Here is a 24,092-nt window from a genome sequence, read left to right on the forward strand (position 1 = left end):
CACTCCTGACAATAATCAATTAAAAGTTAAAATCCCCAAAATCTACCGATACCTTAACTGGTTGCAGTTCTTGAATTTCTTGTTTAAATGAAATATCTTTTAATAAAATTTCAGGATGATCTACAATTTGTTCAAAAATCTCAACATAACGCTCACATAACTTTTGAACCGTGTCCCTAGTATATAAAGAGGTTGCATATTCCATAGTCAGTTCAATTGTATCTTCCAATTCAACCACTCTTAGCAATAAATCCATTTGTGCGCGCTTAAAGTCGTGATCATATGTCCTTAGTTCTAAACCATCGATAAACATATGATCTGCATCCATATTTTGCATAACAAATGAAACATCGAAAAGTGGGTTCCTATTATACGTGCCCTGAAGTCCTAATTGATTAACCAGGTCCTCATATTGACATTTTTGATGTTCAAATGCTTGTAAGACCTGCTCTTTTACTTCAAATAGGAATTGAGTAAACCTTTGTTCAGCTCTTGGATAGTTCCTTATTCCTAACATGTTTACAAATACTCCTATAATATCTTGTAAATCCGCATGCGGGCGACCAGTAATTGGTGAACCAATAACAACATCCTCTTGGCCAGTATATTTACCTAGCAAAATATTATATACAGAGAGCATTAGCGTATATAATGTAGTTTCTTCTTTTGCTAATAAACGCTTAATTTTCTTGGTAACATTTGAATCAATAGTAAAGGATATTTTACTACCTTTTAGATCTAATATTTCAGGTCTTGTATAATCAGTAGGCATATTCAAGACAGGTACACCATCTTTAAATTGATCTAGCCAATACTGTTCATGTTTGAGAGCAATTTCTTTTTCTTTTTCACTCTGCTGCCATTCTGAGTAATCCTTATACTGTATTTTTAAGTTTGGTAATTTCTCTCCTGAGTAAAGCGCAAATAGATCTCTAACGAAAATATCATAGGAAACTCCATCGGTTACTATATGATGTAAATCAATAATTAAAATATGTTTTTGTTCTTCCAATCTAATTAACCCTACACGGAAATATGGAGCATTATTAAAATTAAATGGGCGAATAAACTCATTAATTATTTGTTCCACTTCAGATTCAAAGCCCTCAATTTGAGTAATATGGAAATCAGCATGATCATGAATAATTTGTACCGGTTTATCATTTTTCATTTCAATAGTAGTTCTAAATATCTCATGACGCTTAATTAATTGAGTGAACGCCTTTTCTAAACGTTCAATGTTTAATTTTCCATTCAAAAGAATAACGGAAGTATCATTATAAGCTGTACTTTCTGGATACAATCGGTGTAATACATAAAATCTCTTCTGAGCTGAAGAAAGCTGATAATGAGATTTAGGTTCAGCTGGAACAATAACATCAAATTCACTCTTATCTGCCCTTGAAATATAATTTGCTAGTTTCTCAATATTTGATAGAGTAAAGAGTTCTTTAATAGGAACTTCAACATTAAACTCTTTATGAATTTTTGAAACAATAGTAATAGCCTTAAGTGAATCTCCACCTAGTTCTAGAAGATCATCATGAACACCAACTTCTGAAACTTTAAATATATTTCTCCAAATTTTTGAAAGCTTTTCTTCTACCTCATTACGAGGTGCTACATATTCAGTCAAGAGTTGTGGTCTAGAATGGTATAACGTAGAATCTAATTCTTCTTCCTTCTCATCATTGAAAGAATTTAATAACACCCATTGATCAATACGCGCTTGCAGTTCCCCTGGGGAATGAATCAGTACTTCCCCTTGTTTCCATGACAGTGCTATATTAAAGGCCTGAACTCCTTCTTCAGGTGTCATAGATAATTCATGTACACTTGCACCTATCTGCATATCTTTTTCTTCATCTTCCCAGTATTTCCAATCACTCCAATTGACACTTATCCAAGGCAGGTTGGAATAACGATTTATATATTGTGCAAAAACATCCATGTATATATTTGAAGCAGCATATGATACATAACCTAATCCACCTAAGACCGCTGAAATGGAAGACATTAGAACACAAAAATCTAAATCTTTATTTCGTAAGCACTCTTCTAAATTGAGAAGACCATAAATTTTTGCTGAAAATTGTTCCTCACAGTCCTCTTTTTCAAGTTCCTGAATCAAATTAAAAGTCTTTCCACCAAGAATACCTGCACCATGAATTACACCATTAATCTTTCCAAATTTTTGTTCTGCCTTATGAATTGCTTCGTATAGTTGTGATTGATCTGTAACATCAGCAGCAAGTACATAAACTTTAGATCCCGTTTCTTCTATCTCTAAAACTTTACGAATTCTGTCCGAATACATCGTATTTTCCTTCAAATGCATATCCCACTCATCACGATTTGGCAGACCTGTACGTGTAAGAAGAACTAAGTTGGCTTGTACAGTTTGAGCCAAGTGTTTCGCAAGAATTGTACCAATACCTCCGAGTCCTCCTGTAATAAGGTAAACTCCATTTTTTCGTAAAGGCAGTTTCTCTTTAGCTGGCTGTTCTAGTTGTAAAGGCTCGTAAGTTTGAACAAATCTTTTATTTCCTCGATAAGCAATCATCTTATCATTCGTATTTGAAAGACATTCTTCTACTAATTGATTTATTAACCTGCTCTTCCATTCTTTGTTTAGAGGTAAAACAACATCAACACTTGAACAAGAAAGATAAGAATACTCTTGTGGAACAACTAATGACGTTCCAAGTACAGTTGATTTTTCTGGAATTAATTCTTCATCACCAATCACTTGTTGAACACCATTTGTAATAATTCGAATTGAGATTGAATCAGAGATATTCTTGTCTCCTAGTGCCTGAGTTAAGTAAAAAATTGAATAGAATCCTAAGTTTTGTTTACAATTTACATATTCAATTGAGGCTTGTCTTTCCTCATCCGTAATTCCCCACAAATGAACTATTCTTGTAGGTAAACCACATATTTCCTGTACTTCATCCAATAACTTAACGTAATCTGTACGTTCTTCAGGATTTATAATGAAACGATCGTTATTCTCCTTATTAAAAGCAAAGCCAGGTTCTACTGTAACTACTCTCTCCCCTTTATTTAATAAGTCCTTAACTAGTTCATTACCTAATCCTTCTTGATCCACAAAAACAATCCATGTCTCATTCACATCATGATTTGCTTCAAACAATGTAGAACTTTTCCATTGCGGTGTATAGAACCATTCAGAAATGTTGTTATTCTTACTAATTTTAGATTGCTTACTATTAAGCTTTTGACCTAAATCATACGGATTACCTTGTAATTTATAAGATATTTTATTGAAAGAATACATTGGTAATGGGATACGTCTTCTCTTCTCATCTTTATAAAATTGTTCCCAATCTATAGAAATACCTGTTACCCACATTCGAGTGATGTGACTAAATAAGAAATACATATCTGATACATCTTGTTGAACAGATCGAACCGTATTAAATATTCTTTCATTACCATTTTCATAGTCTAAAAGGCGACTAGTAAGCCTACTAAGGTCATTTCCAGGACCAATCTCTATGAATAGACTTGTATTGTCGCTATTCAACTCTTGAATTCCATCAGAGAATCGAACAGTTCCACGCATATGTTTTACCCAATAAACTGGGTTTGTTGCTTCTTCAGGTCGTATCCAAGTACCAGTCAAGTTTGACAAATAAGGTATTTTAGGTTCCCTGAGTGTTAATGTACTCACATAGGAAGCATACTCGTCCAGAATTGAATCCAGTTCGTGTGAATGTGCTGCTCCTTCTATTGTTACTCGCATACACATTAAACGCTTTTTCTTTAATTCATTTTCAAAATCTACAATTGCTTCTTCTGTCCCAGAAACTATACAAGCTGGACCATTAACTACCGCTAAAGAAATGGTATGTTGATATTCTTTTTCAAAAGAATTAATTAAATGAATTAATTCCTCTTCTGGAAGCGGAACACTAAGCATTACCCCTGCAGGAAGACTACTCATTAGCTGACCTCTTTTTACAACTAATTTAAATGCATCTTCCAAAGTAAATACTTCTGCTAAACAAGCAGCCACATATTCGCCAAATGAATATCCAATCATTGCTTCAGGTTTAATTCCCCAACCCATTAATAGTTTCGCGACTGCGTATTCAAACGCGAAAAGAATTGGTTGACTAAATTCCATTCTTTTCAATTTTTCCGTGGCCTCATCAATACTGAAAGAAGTTGGGTATAACACTTCTTTCATGTTTACATTCGTAACAGATTGAAGGATTGCAAAGCATTCATCCATAGCTTCACGGAAAATTGCCTCTTGTTCGTATAATTCTAACCCCATGTTTACATATTGCGATCCGTTCCCAGAAAACAGGAAGTTAATTTTAGGATGTTCCTCTTTTACATTTGCATATTGTACTCTTCTTCCTTCTGGCTGGTTTAATTGTTCAATTCCCTCTTGGGTACTGGAACAAACTAAAGCTCTCCTATGCTTGAATTCCTTACGTCCAATTTGCAATGTATAACTAGCGTCTGCCAAATTCAAATGAGGATTCTGTTCAAGGTGATTTCCTAAATTCAAAGTCATACGATCCAAAGCATCTTTCGATTTTGCCGAAATCATTAACATCTGGTATGGTCTACTATTTGAGGTTGCTTCAAGCTTTGGTGCCTCCTCCAAAATAATATGTGCATTTGTACCACCAATACCAAATGAACTAACACCTGCACGTAATGGTTTATTATCCTCTTTCCACTCATTTAATTGTTGATTTACATAAAAAGGTGTCTTTTCAAATCCAATTTGCGTGTTTGGTTTTGTGAAATTCACACTTGGCGGAAGAACCTGATCTTTCATCGCAAAGACCGTTTTAATTAGACCAGCAACACCAGACGCTGCATTTAGATGGCCTACATTTGCTTTAACAGATCCAATTGGTACAGATTGTTTTTCATTAGAGTTAAACACTTCACTAAGCGCCTTGATCTCAATGGTATCTCCTAGTTTAGTAGCAGTTCCGTGTGTTTCAATATAGGAAATGGACTCAGGTTCTACATTTGCTTCATGTTGCGCCATTTTAATAACTTCTACTTGGCCCTCTACACTAGGTGCAGTGTAACCAATTTTCCGATTCCCATCATTATTAATCGCCGTTCCTTTTATTACTGCATGTATAGTATCCCCATCATTTATAGCTTCCTGTAAAGGCTTCAGAACAACAATCCCAACACCGTCTCCAAAAAGCATTCCATTTGCATTTTCATCAAAAGGACGACAATGACCATCTGAAGAAAATAGCATTCCTTCTTGGTAGGTATAACCTGCTTTTTCAGGTTGAGTTAATGTAATTCCTCCAGCTATAGCAATATCACAATGCCCCTGTAATAATGCTTGGCTTGCATTATGAATAGCCACCAATGATGTTGAACATCCCGTAAAGATATTCATACTTGGTCCTTTAAGGTTAAATTTGTAAGAAATTTGAGTACTAAGCGAGTCTTTGTCGTTAAGTAATGAAATTAAAAATTGCCCAGCTGGTTCATTTGCCTCTGATAGAGTAGATAACACTTGCCAATATAAGTTAGGAGATGCCCCACTATATACACCAATTAGGCCCGGGTAGGTCTCAATATTATATCCAGCATGTTCAAGGGCAGACCACGCACATTCATGGAATACTCGTAGTTGTGGATCCATTAATGATGCATCTTGAGGTGTATAATCAAAGAATGGAGCATCAAAATTATCAGTACCCTCCAAATACCCTTTCGCTTTAACATAATTAGGGCTTTTTACTTCCATAGGATTCACACCAGATTCAATTAACTCTTCATCTGTAAAAAATTGAATAGACTCTGTACCAGACTTTATATTATTCCAGAATTCATTTACATTCTGTGCTCCAGGAAAACGTCCATCTATTCCTATAATTGCAATATCGTTATCTTCTTTCGTTTTTCGATTAAAACGTTTTGTATGTTTAACTTGATTCTTTTGCTTATCTCCACTTAAGTATCTCGCTAAAGAACGAATACTTGGATACTCAAACATAACTCCAATTGAAATCTGTTTTTCTAATCTATTAATTAATCTCTCATGAATTTGAATTATATGAAGTGAAGTTGCACCAAGATCAAAGAAATTTTCATTTACATTTACAGTATCAACACTGTAAAACTCTTTCCAAATTCCTATAATTATTTCCTCTACTTCATCTTGAGTTCTGAACTTATCTCTCATTTTCGTTTGAGTTTCCAATTCAGAAATTCGTTTACGAGAATTCAGATTAATCCATTGATCAAAACGTTTATTTAAATCTCCTGAAGAAATAATTACCTGATTTAAACCACTTAAACCCAGCACACATTGGAATGTTTTTTGTCCTTCCTCAGATGTCATTTCAAGTGCTTCTATACTTTGAGCATTGAATATTTTATTAACCTGTTGAGCTCCCGTATACTGCCAATCTCCCCAGTTAATACTGGTCCATCGATTATTAGATGTATTACTCACTTTGTCTGAAAAACTATCTAAGTAAAGGTTTGCTGCTGAATAGGCCACAAAACCTAATCCACCCAAAATAGGTGAAAGTGATGAAACAAGATAACAAAAATCAAGATCATAATTACTCAATAACTTATCAAGAACTAGCACACCATGTACTTTAGGAAGAAATTGCTCTTCACATTCAATCCTACTTATCTTTTCCATTGGACACTGAGCTGATTTAACACGTAAGACACCTGCTGCATGAATTACCCCATTTATGTGACCAAAATTAGCCTCGGCCTGATGAATCACGTTTCTCATCTGCTCTTCATCAGCAACATCTGCAACAGCTGTCATTACTTTTGCTCCCAATGACTCCAACTTCTGAATATGGTTAATACGTTGACATAATTGTTCGTTTTCAATCTGATCGTGAAGAATCTGATCCCATTCTTCACGATCAGGAAGAGCTGTTCTACTAACTAATATTAGTTTAGCCTTTACTGTACGCGCCAAATATTCTGCTAATTTAAGGCCTACTCCTCCCATTCCACCAGTAATTAAATAAACCCCTTCCGTTCGAATATTCGGAATTTTTGAAGCTAATTCATTTTCATTTATTACTAGCATTTCACTTACTTTTTCATCAGGTATAGGCTCATAGATTCGAATGTAACGAGTGTTATTTCGAATTGCTATTACAGTGTCAATAATGTCCGTTTGAATTTCAGAATATAAGTTTGATATTAATGCTTCTTCATTATCAGACAACATAAAATCTACACTACGGCATCTAATATTTGGATACTCTTGCGGAAATACTTTTATAGGAGCCAAAAGAGTAGATTTTTCTGCAATAACAGACTCGTCTCCTACTACCTTTTGCATATTATTCGTCATAACATTTATATTGATAGGATAAAGTAAATTAAATTTACTAATTGTCTTTGCAAGTGATATTAATGAATAGAATCCAGTATCTAAGGTCTCGATACCTAAATCCTTATTATCCACATTCCATAGGTGAATAATCTCCTCTGGTAAACACTCTTGTTTTTGTAGCTCATTAAATAACTGATAATAATCTTCTTGTTCAGTAGGGCATATTGTAAATTCATTTAAACTAATCTTTTTATATGAAGGACCCAGACCGACTGTTATAACACGATGTCCATCTCTTTCAAGCTTTTCTTTAAGAGCTAAGCCTATATGCTCATTGTCTAAAAATAACAACCAACTTTTAGTAGATTCTTTAGTTACATCTACAATTTCTTTTTCCATCCAACCTGGAGTATAGAACCACTCAGCTATATTAGAACGTTTCTTTATCGATGTTTCTTCACTATTAGTTATATTTTGCTGTTCAGCTGGATCTATCCAATATCGTTTTTTCTCAAAAGGATAAGTTGGTAAGGCAATACGTAATCTATATTCCTCTTCATACAGTTTACTCCAATTAATTTCTACCCCTAACTCCCACGCTTGTCCCAATACCTCTAACAAGTCGTTTTGTATAATAATCTGATTATTATTAATTTCAGAATTTAACAACTCTCCAATATGTACAATCACAGAATTAGGATCTACATCCTTAACTTGTGTTAGAAGTTCTACTTTTTCTCCATGCGTCCATTCTGTATAGTTCTCAACTAATTGATTCAGAACATCTTCTGGCTTAAGAGATTTATTATAAATATCTGAAACCATTCCAGCTAAGCCTGTACCAATAATGTTATAAGGACGTACATCACATTCAATTAATACATCAATAATCGATTGCAAGCAGACGAAGAAGGTTAAATCTTCAACCAAGCTATCATCTGTTCCTTTAAAGAATGCTTCTTTCAATGCTTTTCCAGTATACATTTGGGCATCAGTCATATTACGCTCAAATACTTGTAAGAATAATGGTTCCTTTTGGTATAGTTCTTTTACATTCTCAATAATTGATGAGTATTCGCTAGGTAACACAAATACCAAATCTGGATTTTCTTGCGTTTTTACGTGAAAATCTTTAACTGTTTTTAAATTGTCTATGGCGCTATCTATATCCTTACATAAGACCGCTCTTCTATATGGAAATGGTCGACGGCCAGTTTGCAATGTGTATGCTACATCTGCTAATTCAACATCTTTATTAGATTTCAGATATTGAACCATATTTACTGTAGCATTATTTAAAGCTTCTTTTGATTTAGCAGAAAGAACCATTAACTTTTTCTCTCTAGTAGAGGCAGAACTTTTAACTTTAGGCGCTTCTTCTAATACAATATGAACGTTAGTTCCACCATATCCGAAAGCACTCACACCTGCTCGAAGAAGATTATTATCTTCACTTTGCCAATTCACCAAATCAGTATTGATATAAAATGGGCTATCTATAAAATCAATTTTCGAGTTAGGGCGCTTCACATTTAAAGTTGGCGGGAGTTGTTTATGTCTCATAGATAAAACTGTCTTTATAAGTCCCGTTACCCCTGCAGCTGTATCTAAATGACCTACATTACTCTTTACAGAACCAATTGCACAAAACGATTTCTTGTCCACATCTTGAAACGCTCTCTTTAGAGCCTCTACTTCAATAGAATCGCCTAATGGCGTTGCTGTCCCATGCGTTTCTACATAACTAATAGTAGAAGGATCAACTTCAGCAAAACTATGTGCTGCTTGTATTACTTCAGCCTGTCCCTCAACACTCGGAGCAGTATAGCCTACTTTTCGACCTCCATCATTATTTGCCGCTGATCCCTTAATTACACCATATATCGTATCTCCATCAGCAATCGCATCTTCTAATCTCTTTAGTATTACCATACCTACACCATCACTAAAAACTGCACCCTGGGCTTCTGCATCAAAAGTACGCACTTTGCCATCAGGTGAACTTGTCATTCCTTCATGGTATTTATAACCATTCTTTTTAGGATACGTTATAGATACTCCACCTGCAGCTGCAATAGAGCATTCTCCAGTTAACAATGATCTACATGCAAGATGGATGCTCAAAAGGGATGTAGAACAAGCTGTATACAATGTAAAACTCGGTCCCTTAAGTCCCAACTTATAGGATGTAAGCGTTGAAATTGCATCTTTATAGGAAAGAGTACCCGCCTCTGAAAACTCAACCACACTATCACTGTTTAATAATGGCGTGTGCTTCATCCAATTAAAATTAGTAGATGCTCCTACGTATAACCCTATTAATCCTTCATAATCAAATGGATTATAGCCTGCCATCTCTAATGCTTCCCATGTTGTTTCCTGTAACATACGGATCTGAGGATCCATTATTTTCGCTTCTCTAGGTGTATAAGCAAAAAAGGATTCATCAAAATATTCTACTTCCTCCAAATACCCTTTTGCTTTCACAAAATTAGGATGTTGTAAAACATCTAAATTAACACCTTCTTTAATTAACTCGTCTTCAGTAAATGTAGAAATTGAATCAACACCATTTTTTAGGTTATTCCAGAATTGGTTTATTTCATTAGCACCTGGAAATTTACCTGCCATTCCAATAATCGCTATTTCCAAACCAGTTTTACTATCATCTTGATGCTTCATTTTCACTTTCCTCCTATTTTGTTTAATTCGGATTTTCTATGCTTTACATACTCTTAGCTACAATATTTAGCGCTAATACTCTTATTTCATAAACTTAAGCAAAAGAAAAAACACATGAAATTACCCATAAAGTAGCTAAAGTGATTTACATACCTGACAGAAAACAAAAAATTTTAATTACGATTTCTATTCCTGGATTTCAATGATATTTTGAGCACTCATTTTTCATTCTAAAAACCTAATACTTTGGTAATAATTCTGTTAATATTACAATTTATGTAGTTAGTAACATATTCACAAGAAGTTTTCTTTAAGAAATTAATTTGTAGAGTAATAATTTTGTAGGGGATTTATGTCATAAAATTAAGCATACTTTTTCCAATATCATATAGAAAAAAACAAAAAAGTGACATACAGTGAATATTGAGAAATAAAATTCATTTATTCCATATCTAACCAAAATAGAACGAATTTTCAATTTTAAATTAGATTTTCTTGCATTTATAATTGCATTCTCTATAAATCATCTATGGTGAGCTTTTAATCATTAAACATAAATGAAGTTATATACGAAATTTTTTAGTTTAGATGATGATCTATAAGTGAATTCATTCAACCGTTTTAAGAAAATATTGAGGATGAACATTGCTAGTGAAGTGCTTACTACCGAAGGCAAACTTATTTCTAGGATCGCTGACTTACAATTTTGCTTTGTACGACTCCTAAGACAGATCAAATAATTTCATATTCTACAGTACTGTTTATCTTTCCGTTCATGTTGTTGATTTTCCGTTATGTTTTGATATGCACATACAATATTTTCATCTTATATCCATTACTATTGTCCTGCAGACACTTTATATTATCTTCAAACCCACTATTTCACTAAACTGTAAAATTAAAACCACTAAATTTCCGAATAAACTGAAAACTAATGAGAAATTGACAAGAAATCTCAATAAGATCTTTTCAATATATCTTAATTTCAAACGCATGGAATCAGAAACCAATAATGATGCTATACAGGGGAGTATTCTATTAAGTAGAATTACAGAAACGATTCTGCTTATGCAGGATAAATTAAAAATTTTCCATTTGATCCTTTAACCTTTGTAAAAATCAGGTATTTAAATGTTATAAACAAAAAACGTAGGAATATTTAATTCCTACGTTTTTCATAAATAAATTTAATTTATTTATACAATTCCTCAAATTCGTCAATCTCAGCTTTACGCTTTAAAAATAGCTCCATATCTTTATTTTCTCTTTCTATTAACCCCAGAGCATGTGTATCATCCAAGGCTAACTCTTTATATCCCCATATATAATCTATAGTTGTATCGTTAACCTGTTTGTGTTCTGCACAATACCATTCTAAAGGTTGTAACGCATCAGATATTTTAAATAATTCTGCTGGATACCATGATGGCATATTTTCACGTTCTCCTAAGATTAAATATGTTAACTCACCACTTTGTAATTTACATAGTCCATAAACAATATACTCTTTTTCAATGGTTAAATTAAATGTTTCCTCTGTTATCTTAGATAGGGCATTTCCGGTATTATATAAACAAGTTACTTTCATAACATATTCCCCTTATTTATTTTTATCTTTAAACTTAAAATTCAACCGTTTCACCTGTCCTCACATCAAACGCTTGATAATACCAAGCATAGCGTTTAAAAAGAAATTCATAATATTGCAGAGATACAGAAACGAGTTGAGACATAAAGAATCAATATAAAAGAAAATCAAATTGATATAATATAAACCGCAGGAATTAAATATTTCCACAGTTTTATGTTTATCTAAGGTCCGTTTAATTATTTTACAACAATATAGCATTTACTTAGCATTTTTTCTTTTGCAAATACTTATCTTTCAATTTTTATATCCTTACACCATATTTCTAATTCCATAGGAGGCATAATTATATTACAGGTATATAATTTCAAGCCCTCTTTTTCTACTTCACCGATTTCAATATCATGAAGAAAATATGGTAACTGTTCATATGTAAATGTTTTTATTGGCTTTTCTTTTACATATCCCATGCTATGTTTGAAATCTATTCTATAGCAACCGCTAAATTGAAAATCTACGTCTTCATTTTCATCCTTATATGTTAGGTGTACCTCATCACCAAAATAGTCGCATACTAATTTAGTAACCCATGCATCACAATAGTGTAACTTTTCAAATTCTGCTTGTATTCTCTGTACGTTCATTTTCGACCTCAATTCTTACTTTTTATATGGAATATGAGCATCTGGACTTTTAGCTTCCTGATCAAAGATAATAGCATCATGAATACGTACGTGTCCTTTTTCTCCTTGATAATTAACCTCATACCAAGAACCGACTTTCCCAGTTACTTCTATCACTTCACCCTTATTTACACGTTTTGCACGTAATGCTTTTCTTAAATCTGGCTCAAGATATACTTTTTTAACAAGGGATTCTAATGTAACCCATCCTTTAACCATTTCTCCATCTTGATTAAAGGAGAATTTCTTATCTTTATATGTAAAATCTCCTGTTTGTAATGCACCTGAAGGCTGTAGCAAATACCAATTAAACTCTTGCTTCATCCAACCATTTCTTGATTCATGAGAAGCATCAAAATAATACGGTTTCCCATCAACATGTGTAAATCCAGATTGTACAGGACCTAACGGGCCAAAGTAATAAGTTTTTCCGTCAATATGTTGGATTCCAGTTTGTACCACGCCATCGGTTCCCAAATAATAATCGTATCCATTTGTATGTACCCATCCGGTTTGCATAAAACCATCGGTACCAAAATAATAACGTTTTCCATCAATTGATTGGAAACCTGTTATTCTTTGCCCATCTTTTTTATAATACGTCCATTTTCCTTCTTCTTGTACCCATCCTTGTTTATTGTCTAAATAGAGTGCTTCTTTTAATTAATCAATCCATTTTAATCCATTCGCAAGAAGAGCTAAATTACTATCTAGTTGTTTATCAAATTTCTTTTGAATATTGGGTGGAAAGTATTTTTCAGGATCTTTATGATACTCCGTTATCATAAAATGAGACAAATTCGTAGCTTCCTTTGTTACATCCCATGAACGAACTGGCGATTCACCAATTACAACAGATTCAAATATCCGAACATAACCGACTTCTCCTTGATATTTAACCTGATACCATAACCCCTGCTTTGAAATGACCTCTAAGACATCCCTATCCTTTTTCCATATCCCCGTACTTATTAATTTCAAATGGTTTTCCTTGATAGGTAAATGTTCCTGTTACATACTTCCCATCTTTTAAATAGCTCCATGAAGTTGCAGAAAAACTCCATTCAGTCTTTAATTTACCAGGCTCACTATAATATAAATCGTCTTTTCCTACCTGTTTTCTCCCTTGGAATAGCCTCCCATCTTTAAAAAAGGAATACTCTATTCCATCTAAAGTAATGTTATCTATTTGCTTACTTCCATCTTTTTGATAATAGTACCAATTCTCATTTTCCTTCACCCAGCCTACTTTATTTAAAACTTCAGCTGCTGCTGTAAATGTTGGTGCATAGGTAGAGAATAATAAAAATAATGATACTATAAGTCCTATGACTTTCTTCATACTCGCATCTCCTTATCAATTCATTAAAAACTTTTTAATTATATATTAGATTTTAAAGTCATCAAAAATATTCAATATAAATATGTATAATTGTATATTTATATATTCTCTATAGTGCGATCCCAATCATATTGGGAAGGAATCTTTTCCGTACCCCTAAGTTATCTTTACCCCAAAAAAGAACCTATTTTCCATGGAAAACAGGTTCTTTTTCATTATTACTTCTTCGCTATACAATCTTTTATTTTTTGTACTCAAATAATTAAGATTTTTAAATAAAAAGTTTCGAAGTGAAACCCTTCTTCCCTTTTGCTCAAAATAGATAGAGTATACTACAACAGTATTGGTTCTTTAATTAATGGTAAATACTCTATACTCATAGCATAATTTAATAACAAATTGATATACTCTTGATTTGGCTCTACACAGTGTATATTCTTCAAATATCCTTGCGTGTATAAACAAGATGGTATAGCTACTGATAGCTCTTCTACAGATTCTAATAAAGGCATTATGAGCTCTAAAGCTTTCTGTTCATCAGTAGTTAGATTCGTATTAAAAAACTTCTCTATATACTTCTCTTGTTTCATTAACAGGATATCGTATCCAAAAGCTTGTAAACTATTAATAAATTGGTCCCATTTAAGCTGATTTGGATTACAAATATGCATGGTTTTATTTACTGTATTAGCCTTATAAGATAATTCAGTAATAGCTAAGCTTCCATAATCTATAGGCGTTAAATCTACATACGTATTGACGTCAGGAGCTATGCTAGATAGGCATATCCCTTTTAATAATCTATAAAATGCGTTTTCATTAATATTGTATTGAAATTTACCTGTTTTAGAGTTACCCACTAAATTCCCCACACGGTATATTGTGGCACGAACTCCTTTTTCCATTGCTTCTCTGACCATTTTCTCGCCTTGAAACTTACTTTCTAGGTACAGATTATCTAAATTTTGCCCTCTATCAAAATCAGACTCAAAGAATTCAAATTCTTTTGGATCGCTTTCAGCCTGACCTACTACACTTAAAGTCGATATATAATGAAAACGCACATTTGTGTTCTTAGCTAATTCCAATAAGTATTTTGTAGACTCAACATTTACCTTTTGGAAATGCTCACGTTCTCCATAGTGTCTAACTTCTCCACCACAATGTATGATTGATTCTACGTTTTTCTTTAAATGATCCAATTGCTTTGAATCTAGACCTAGATTCATCAGAGATAAATCTCCTTCAATTAATTCTACTCTCTCCTTCAACTTTTGGAGAATTTCTTTACCGAAATAAAACTCCATTCTTTCTTTTAACTTTGCACTAATTACTTGATCCTCATTTTTTCTTACTAAACAGTATATAGTCGTAGATGGTAACTGTAATAATCGTTCTAAAATATGTGCTCCTAAATATCCTGTTGCCCCTGTAAGGAAAACTGTTTTTGGATAATTCACCATTTCTAATTCATATTTTTCTAATTTAGTTGTTTCATAAACAGGAGTCGTTTTCGTTTCATTTTCCATACATGCTACATTCATATTTTTCTCTTTCTTAAACGACATATCTTCCATCTCTTCAATATGAGAGGCTAATTTTTCTATTGTTCTATACTTAAAGAAATCTTGAATTTTCAAGTTAGGGTATAACGGTTTTAATTTGACTAATGCCGGCATAACTTTTAAAGAATGTCCACCCAAATTAAAGAAATCATCTTTTAAACCTATAGATTTTACGTTTAGAACTTTAGACCATACCTTTGCAATGTCTTTTTGCACTTTAGTTTGAGGTTTAAGTTTACACTCATCTTTTTGCTCATGACCAAACTCTATTTTTGGCAGCTTTTCAAAATCAATTTTACCGTTAGCTGTTATCGGTATTTCTAACACATGAGAGTAATATTTAGGAACCATATATTCTGGCAATACATTTGATAAATGTATCGTTAACTTATTCTTCTCTATCCCTATACCGTCCACTGTTTTATAATAAGCTTGCAGTAACATTCCACCTTCCGTTTGTGTTACTACAGCCTGACTTATCCCCTCAAGTTGTAACATTGCATCTTCTATTTCACCTAATTCAATTCTGTGCCCTCTAATTTTAACCTGCTTATCTTTTCTCCCCATAAATTCTATATTTCCATTTGGTAACCACCTTACTAAATCACCTGTTCGATATAATCTTTTACTATTGTCTTCTGAAAATGGGTTTGAAATAAATGCCTGTTTTGTTTTCTCTTCCTGCTTCCAATACCCTTGGGCCAATCCTAGACTTTCAATATATAATTCACCCATGCACCCTACCGGACAATATTGCATATATGAATTTAATATATGAACCTTTGTATTAGAGATTGGTATACCAATCGGTACGCTTCCTAAAAGGTTATTTTCGCCTTCTAAAACTGGTATGAAATAATACATTGCTGAAACGGTTGCTTCAGTAGGGCCATACTCATTTACCAGCTGTACTTGGTTTTTAAAAGTATTTTGCCAACTTCTAATGGCATTTGTTGATGCAGCTTCCCCTCCCATTATTATAAATCTTAAAGAACGTATCTTTTCGCTATCCAGTTTAGTTAATGAAGTTGATAATTCATTGAAAAATACTGTTGGTAAGTCAGATATAGTTGCTTGAGTTTCTTGAATGGATTGAGCATATTCGACAGTTGAATAGCGCTGTTCATCACTTAATAAATATAGTTCCGCCCCATTTAACAAGGTAGAAAAAATTTCTGATACTGAAGAATCAAAACTATGGGAATAAAACTGTGTTACTTTATCATTTGGAGAGATCTGAAATACTTCATTTCTCCACTCAACTAAATTTAATACTCCTTTATGCGTTAATAATGTACCTTTTGGTTTTCCTGTTGAGCCTGAAGTATAAATTACATAGGCCAAGTCATCTGGTTTATTTAAAATTTTCACATTATCATTTATAGTCGTACGATATATATCCTCTATTATTGAAACCTTATAATCACTTACATTCAAATGACTTTTAAATTTGTTACTCGTTATAATTCTACATGCCTCACTGTCACGAACTATATAATTTATTCTATCCTCAGGGTATTTTACATCAATTGGTATATAGGCAGCACCGGCTTTTAATATTCCAAGCATAGAAACGATACTATTCATACTTCTATCTAAAAATATGGCTACCTTATCACCTCTTTTTATACCTTTTTTGAGTAAATGTTGAGCTACTTGATTAGAGCTCATATTTAATTGTCTATATGTCAAAGATTCCGTTGCAGTCGCTATAGCAATCCGTTCGGGTTGTCTATCTACTTGCATATAGAATTGCTCCTGTATATTTTGAAAATAAGGATATGGTCTTTCTGTATGATTTACCTTTTTATATAAAGATTCTTCTTCCTGTGATAGGAATGAAAGATTTTCATATGTTACTGTTCGTTGATGAATAAAGGCGTCCAGTATATTAAGTAAGTTTTGAGTAAACCTGTTAATTGACTCTTCCTTGAAAAGATTAATATCATACTCAAATGAAATCCCTACATAATCCAATCCTTCTTCAACAGCTAAAGAAATGTCAAACTTACTAATATCTTGTTTATTAGGTAACAACTGAAGCTTATACTCATCATGTTGCTGCAGAATATCTTTCTGATAACTAAACATAGTAGAAAAGATCGGGTTATTCCCAAAGCTTCTATCAGGATTTATTTGCTCAATTACTTTATCAAATGGGTACGATTGATTTTGGAATGAATTCAAACATTTCTCTCTCACTACTTGTAATAGCTGTGTTAAATTTTTCACATCATTCAATTGTGTTCTGATCGCTAAGGTATTTACAAAAAATCCTTGTATTTTTTCAAATTCTTGATGATTCCTTCCAACAACCGGTGTACCTACAATAATATCTTTTTGATCCGTTAGATAATGTAACAATTGAATATACGCTGCTAAAAATAGCATATACATAGAAACATTCTCTTGTTCACATACTTGTTTCAAAGACTCTTTCATTTCATTATCTAACTTCATTTCAAATACTGTACCTTTATTTGTACTTTGACGATTCCTACTAAAATCTAAAGGAAGATTTAATATAGGAAGAGGTGCTGCAAGTTCGGCCATCCAATAAGATTTTTCTGTATCCCATCGACCTAAATTTAACTGCACCTGTTCCCACTCTGCATAATCTACATATCGATTAGAAATAGTTGGCAACTCAGGATTCCTACGTTTAGCAAAGGCACTATATACCTTCATTAATTCATCTAATAAATTCCTTACACTCCACTCATCTGTAATAATGTGATGTAAATTAATATATAAATAAGACTTTTTCTTATTCAGATTAAAAATTCTAATCCTAAAAAGAGGGCCCTTTTCTAAATCAAATGGTGTATGATCCGTTTGATTTATTGTTGTACGTATATATTCTTGTTGTTCTTTTTTAGACATATGTTCAATCTCATCGTGAATCAGGTCAATCGCTATTGAGTTTAAAATGACTTGTCTAGGCTCTCCATTTCTTTCAATAAACACTGTTCGTAGCATCTCGTGTCGTTCAACTAAAAATCTTATGGAGTCTTGTAAAATATCCTTATTTAAACTCGGCTCAATATATATGTGTAGTGGTGTATCATATACTCTATTAATAGCGTTATACTTATTTAAAAACCAGATTCTTTTTTGAGCACTTGATAACTGATAACTTTCCTTATCTGCAACTTTTAATACTTGCATCTCCTGTTCTTCCCTATCATGATTTACTGCCATTAATTTATCGATGTAAGCAGATAGACTAGCAATCGTTGTATGCTCAAAAATATCTCTAATTTCAATTTTTAGATGAAACTCTTTTTGAATTTGATTTAACACTTGCACAGCAATCAATGAATGTCCCCCAAGTTTAAAAAAGTCATCATCTCTGCCGATTCTATATTTCCCTAAATTTAAAATCTCTGCCCATGTTTTTGCCAATCTTTTTTCTGTTTCACTTATCGGTGGAACATATTGCTTCTGCATGTTTTCAAGTAAAGATGGGATTTGTAATTCTAATTTTTTTCTATCTAGTTTCCCGCTTGGTGATACAGGAAAACTTTCAAGGTGAAATATATAATTTGGCATCATAAAATCTGGTAAACTTTCACTTAAGAATGTTTTTAATGCCTCTTGTTTTAATTCTGTATTGTCTTTAGATAAATAAAAACAAACGATTTTGTCGTTTTGATAAGTGACTACTACAGCATCCCTCACTTCTGGATGTTTAAATAATGTTCCTTCGATTTCATCAGGCTCAATTCGGTACCCACGTATTTTTACTTGGTTATCTTTCCTTCCGATAAATTCTAAATTTCCATTTGCTAAAAGACGGACTAAATCCCCAGTACAATACATCTTTTTATCACTATTATAGGATTTATCGAGAGAAATAAACGCCCCTTCTGTTTTTTCCTTTTGATTTAAATATCCTTTGGCAACTCCATCGCCGCCAATAAATAACTCACCTACTACACCTGACGGACATAATGTATTGAACGGACTAACCACGAAAACTTCACTATTAGCAATTGGCTTACCTATTGGGATATTAGAAATTTCTTTTTGTATCTCACCATTTACTTCATACATGGTTGCACATACAGTAGTTTCAGTAGGACCATATGCATTAAGAACTGGAATCTTTAACCCTAATTTACTTTGCCATTTACGAACTGATTCAGCAGGTAAGGTTTCCCCTCCCACAAATAAACGCTTTACAGAATTTAATTTAAGTAACATTTCTTTTGGCATATCAGCTATTAATTTAAAAAACGCAGTTGGTAAAACCACATTTGTAATACCATACTTTTGACTTACATTTATAAATTCCTCTGCTGAACGTTTTTCGATTTCAGAAATTAAATGCATTCTTCCTCCACATAGCAAAATCGGAAATATTTCCATAATGGAGGCGTCAAAAATGATCGTTGCAAATTGTAAAAACACATCTTCTTTTCCTAAATGAAATGTATTGATTACTGAATATGATAAATTAACTACACCTTTATGTGGTACAACGACTCCTTTTGGCAAACCTGTTGAACCTGACGTGTAGATAATATAAGCTGCATCTTCTATGGTATGTGTAGACGCAATATTTTCTATAGAATTAGCGTAATGAAAATCTTCTAGATAAATTGTATGAATCGAAAACCGTTCAACCAATCCCCTATATTCTTTCTTCGTAATAATCATTTGACTTTCGCTATCTTTTAAGATGTATTCTATTCTTTTTTCAGGAAACTTTGGATCAATTGGTACATAAACTCCACCTGATTTTAAGATGCCTAGAATCCATACAATGGTACCAATCTCTCTCTCCATTGTAATACTTACACGTTGTCCTTTTTTCAAATCATTTTCACGTAAATAATTCGCAATTTGATTGGACCTTTGCTGTAATTCATAATAGGTAATGGATTTGTCACCCATTGAAATCGCTATTTGATTTGGCGATTTTAATGCTTGTAGATCGATTAATTGATCTAATGTTTTTAAATTAGGATATGTAAGAGCATTTGAGTTCATCTCTTTGTATAGACGATGATCTTTTTCTAAAAGCAAATCCAATGAATGAATAGGTTCATTCACATTCTTCATTAATTTTTGTAACAAATATATATACCTTTCGACTAAATCACTAATACTCTCTGGTTTATATAATGCTGAGTTATAGTCAACCTCAATTTTATTCTCTGTTTCCCCTTCATATCGCATTATTCTCCAAGTCATATTAAAAGGATTTACTCTTTTACAATCTGTTAAAACTGTTGACTCAATATCAGGAATTTTTAATTCCGGTATCTTCATCGTATTAAATGCTGTGGAATATACCATATTATGATTTGTATTTGTATTCGTATTTAGATTTAAATCTTTTACTATATGTGAGTAAGAATTATGTTTATACGTAATAGCTAGATGAATAGATTTATTAACTTTATTAAGTATCCCCTTAAATGTCTCTCCCTTTTCTATTGTTATACGTATAGGTAATGTATTAACAAAGTAACCAAAAGTATTTCGTTCTTCTGTATATGGTCTAGTATTAATTGGAATACCAACGATTATCTCTTCAGCATTTGTCATTTGATGAAGTAAGGTACAATAAGTACTTAACATTACTCGATAAATACTTATATTATTTTTTTTAGCAAAACATTGTATTTGATAAAATAAATCCGAATTAATATTCTTACTTATATTTTTATCTGTATATCTTTTTTCATTCATTTTATCAAAATCAATAGGAAACTCTGTAGGAGTTAATTCACCTTGTAAATAATCTTTCCAATACGATAATCCCTCTTTATATATTGCACTATCAATAAAACTCTCCTCATGCTTTACGAGGTTCTTATAAGGAGATTCAAATTCTACATTCGACTTCCCTTGAAGTAATTCACCATACGTATTGGATAATTGTCGGATGAAAACTCCTAAACTCCATCCATCGTAAATAATGTGATGAAACATTAAATGTAAAATAAATGTATCTTCACTGAGTTTAATTATGTGGAATTTAAACAAAGGCCCCTCTTCTAAACTAAATTTCTCATTCACTATAGATTCTAAGAAATTTTTTAAAATAGATTTTTGTTCTGTGTTTTTAAAAGCAGTTAAATCCTTAATTGGTATATCAAATTCTACATTCTTTTGAATTAATTGTTTTATTTTTTCATCCCTCTTCTTAAATATTGTACGTAGCGCAGGATGTAATTGCACTATCGTAGTAAGCGTTTTCTTTAAAACCTCTATTTGAAGATTTCCTTTTAACTTTATTATAATCGGTTCATTGTTCATTCCTTTTTCTATTTCCATTTGATGAGCTATCCATAATGCTTCTTGGCCTACTGTTACATCCAATTCCTCTACAATTTCATATTTCTTTTGTATTTCTTTCATATGAATTTCTCCTTTTATAAATATTTAAAAACGGATAATATTTACAGTTACAACTATATGTACATATTCTGCAATTTGTAAATCTATATTTTACGACTAAATTCAACATTTATTTCACTTATTGCATAGTTATTAAAATTATGAATAAAACTCATATTTATACTGTATCAATTCATACTTTTATTCAATTTAAGCATAAAAAACCATTTCACTAATAATTCTAATTTCTTTTTATACAGTATTCTTGCATATATTTATTAAAGTAAATTGCCTAATTTATTCTCCGAAAACAAATTCAAGAATATTCCAACTGGTCACTATATATACTTCTAATAACATAAACTGTAAAGGAGGAGTCCGTACATAATGGAATATAGATTATTAGGTAACACGGGATTAATAGTTTCAGAGATAGGATTCGGTTCTTGGGCAATTGGTGGAGATGAATGGGGCGCAGTAAAAGATAATGAATCCATTGATGCAATTGAGAAAGCAATTGACCTAGGGGTCAATTTTATTGACACTGCTGATGTTTATGGATTAGGTCATAGTGAAACACTAGTTGCAAAAGCTATAAATAATCGCAGACAGGATATCATTCTTTCTACAAAAGGTGGATTAATTGGTCATCATTATGACCCAAATCAACCAGCTGTTTATGGAGATCCTCAAAAGATCATTGATGCATTTGAGGCTAGTTTACTACGGCTAAAAACGGATTATATAGATGTTTACTTTTGTCATATTTGGTGGGATAAACCTGAAGAAACAGAAGCCTTTCTACAAGCTTTCCAAACCTTAAAAAAATCTGGCAAAGTGAGAGCCGTTGGTGTTTCTACTAATGATTTAGATTATATCAAACATTTTAATCAAGATAATGATTTAGATGTTGTGCAATTTGATTATAGTATTTTAAATAAAGAACCTGAAAAAGACATCCTTCCTTATATTGAAAAACATAATTTAGGTGCTGTGATAAGAGGTCCACTTAAGATGGGAGTTTTAACTGGGAAATTTAATCATGAAACTCAATTTCCAGACGATGATTTAAGAAAAGATTGGCCAAAAGAACAGTGGTTTAAAGATAGCTTAAACAAAGTAGAGAAATTACGTTCACTTGTACGATCAAATCGAAGTTTAGCGCAAGTTGCTTTACGTTATGTTTTAAGTCACCCTGCTGTTTCAGTTGCTATTCCTGGTGCAAAAAATTCTACTCAGGTTGAAGAAAACTCTTCCCACTTAACTCGTCCATTATTATTAGATAATGAAATTGAATTCATTAAAAAGCTTTGATCAGCTCGTTATTCTCCCTTAAAAATCAAACTGATTTAGCTACCAAATCCATACCATTACTTCTTCTCCACTAGAACATATCTTTAACACTTACACCTTATTTTTGGTTCTGGTGCAAATAAAGGATACATTCCAAAAAACATTGATGAATGAATTGTTTTTGATTTTGAACAGACTGATCCCGTAAATCAATCTGTTCTTTTTGTATCATATGCATGGCTTCTACTCCTGCAAGAATAAATGTAACTGTGCGAAAAGACTTAAGTCCTAACATAGAGCGTATACGTTTTTTAATGAAACGATGGTCTTGCTCTACGATGTTATTTAGATATTTTATCTGCCTGATTTGAATGCCTAACCGCATTTTTTTCTCTTTCTTCAACCCGCTGATAGCAATGGGATAGGCGGGATTTTTATCAACTGTAATTGCACGAGGTTTTGAAACATGAAAAGACCGCAAAGCCTTCTTGAAGAATCGCTTTGCAGCCTTATGATTTCTAGATTTACTGAGATAAAAATCAATCGTGTTCCCTTCAGAATCAACGGCACGATATAGGTACATCCATTGTCCTTTTACTTTTATGTACGTTTCATCTACTCTCCAGGAGTCATTCGTTTGTTTGAGATGACGTCGAATTCGCTTATCTAACTCCGGCCCATATTGATGGACCCACCGCATAATCGTTGTATGAGCCAAGGATAGTCCTCTTTCCTCCATCATTTCTACCAAATCACGAAAACTAAGATTGTACCGTAGGTACCAACGTACAGTTAATAGAATAATATCTGGCTGATAGTGCTTCCATTTAAACAAAGTTTCCTTTTTCATACTGATCACACACCCTTTTGTAGAGTAATAGTATCAGTATGTCCAAGATTTACAGATTCATTGCACAAGTGTTATATTTTTTGCACCAGAACCCTTGATAGTGATGTGGTGCTACCCCACATCCATCAACTTAAGGGATATTTTCAAACAAAATGTGTTTTTTTATATAATTTTTTATTATCTTTTATAGATTTTATAAAAGTAGGCATATCAAATAAACCCTGACAGGTTTCAATTTTTTACTATGCTACCTGAGGATTAGAAGTGGTATACTCATAAACAACACCCAAAATATCAAAGACTGTCTTTTTTCTCGTACCGATGAGATTTTTCGTCCGTTGTGCTGTAGGAGGTTAAACAGACGAAGGAGAACCTTTGATAATTCTTGGGTGTTTTTGTGTA

General features: G+C 32.7%; 6 protein-coding genes and 2 pseudogenes. 1 reads left to right on the plus strand and 7 read right to left on the minus strand.

Annotated elements, in window-relative coordinates:
* Window positions 1–19: 19 nt before the first annotated feature.
* The 5 genes and pseudogenes from HMPREF1014_RS24615 to HMPREF1014_RS24635 all read right to left on the minus strand — a co-directional run bounded on the left by HMPREF1014_RS24615 (window position 20) and on the right by HMPREF1014_RS24635 (window position 21,568).
* Window positions 20–10,018, minus strand: coding sequence for a type I polyketide synthase (locus HMPREF1014_RS24615; protein ID WP_000682579.1), 9,999 nt, complete (start codon window positions 10,016–10,018; stop codon window positions 20–22).
* Between the two features lie 1,192 nt (window positions 10,019–11,210).
* Window positions 11,211–11,606 carry a hypothetical protein gene (locus HMPREF1014_RS24620; protein WP_000868984.1) on the minus strand — a complete coding sequence of 132 codons (396 nt, stop codon included), beginning with the start codon at window positions 11,604–11,606 and terminating at the stop codon, window positions 11,211–11,213.
* A gap of 290 nt (window positions 11,607–11,896) precedes the next feature.
* Window positions 11,897–12,250: a PIM7 family immunity protein gene (locus HMPREF1014_RS24625; protein WP_001102753.1), complete on the minus strand. Its 354-nt coding sequence runs from the start codon at window positions 12,248–12,250 to the stop codon at window positions 11,897–11,899.
* A 42-nt stretch (window positions 12,251–12,292) separates the two neighbouring features.
* Window positions 12,293–13,631: pseudogene (locus HMPREF1014_RS30860) on the minus strand (N-acetylmuramoyl-L-alanine amidase family protein); the annotation flags it as partial.
* Between the two features lie 332 nt (window positions 13,632–13,963).
* Entirely contained in the window at window positions 13,964–21,568 is a 7,605-nt protein-coding gene (locus tag HMPREF1014_RS24635; RefSeq protein WP_000659075.1) for a non-ribosomal peptide synthetase, read from the minus strand.
* A 366-nt stretch (window positions 21,569–21,934) separates the two neighbouring features.
* Between HMPREF1014_RS24635 and HMPREF1014_RS24640 the strand changes: the two genes are divergently transcribed.
* Window positions 21,935–22,861, plus strand: a complete 927-nt coding sequence (locus HMPREF1014_RS24640) for an aldo/keto reductase (protein WP_000456649.1) — start codon at window positions 21,935–21,937, stop codon at window positions 22,859–22,861.
* A gap of 97 nt (window positions 22,862–22,958) precedes the next feature.
* On the opposite strand, the gene HMPREF1014_RS24645 is transcribed toward HMPREF1014_RS24640, so the two are convergent.
* Window positions 22,959–23,690 carry an IS6-like element IS240C family transposase gene (locus tag HMPREF1014_RS24645; protein WP_000712402.1) on the minus strand — a complete coding sequence of 244 codons (732 nt, stop codon included), beginning with the start codon at window positions 23,688–23,690 and terminating at the stop codon, window positions 22,959–22,961.
* 242 nt (window positions 23,691–23,932) lie between these two features.
* Window positions 23,933–24,092: pseudogene (locus tag HMPREF1014_RS32305) on the minus strand (IS4 family transposase); the annotation flags it as partial.

It is taken from the genome of Bacillus sp. 7_6_55CFAA_CT2 (assembly GCF_000238655.1).
GTDB classification, from domain to species: Bacteria; Bacillota; Bacilli; order Bacillales; family Bacillaceae_G; genus Bacillus_A; species Bacillus_A cereus.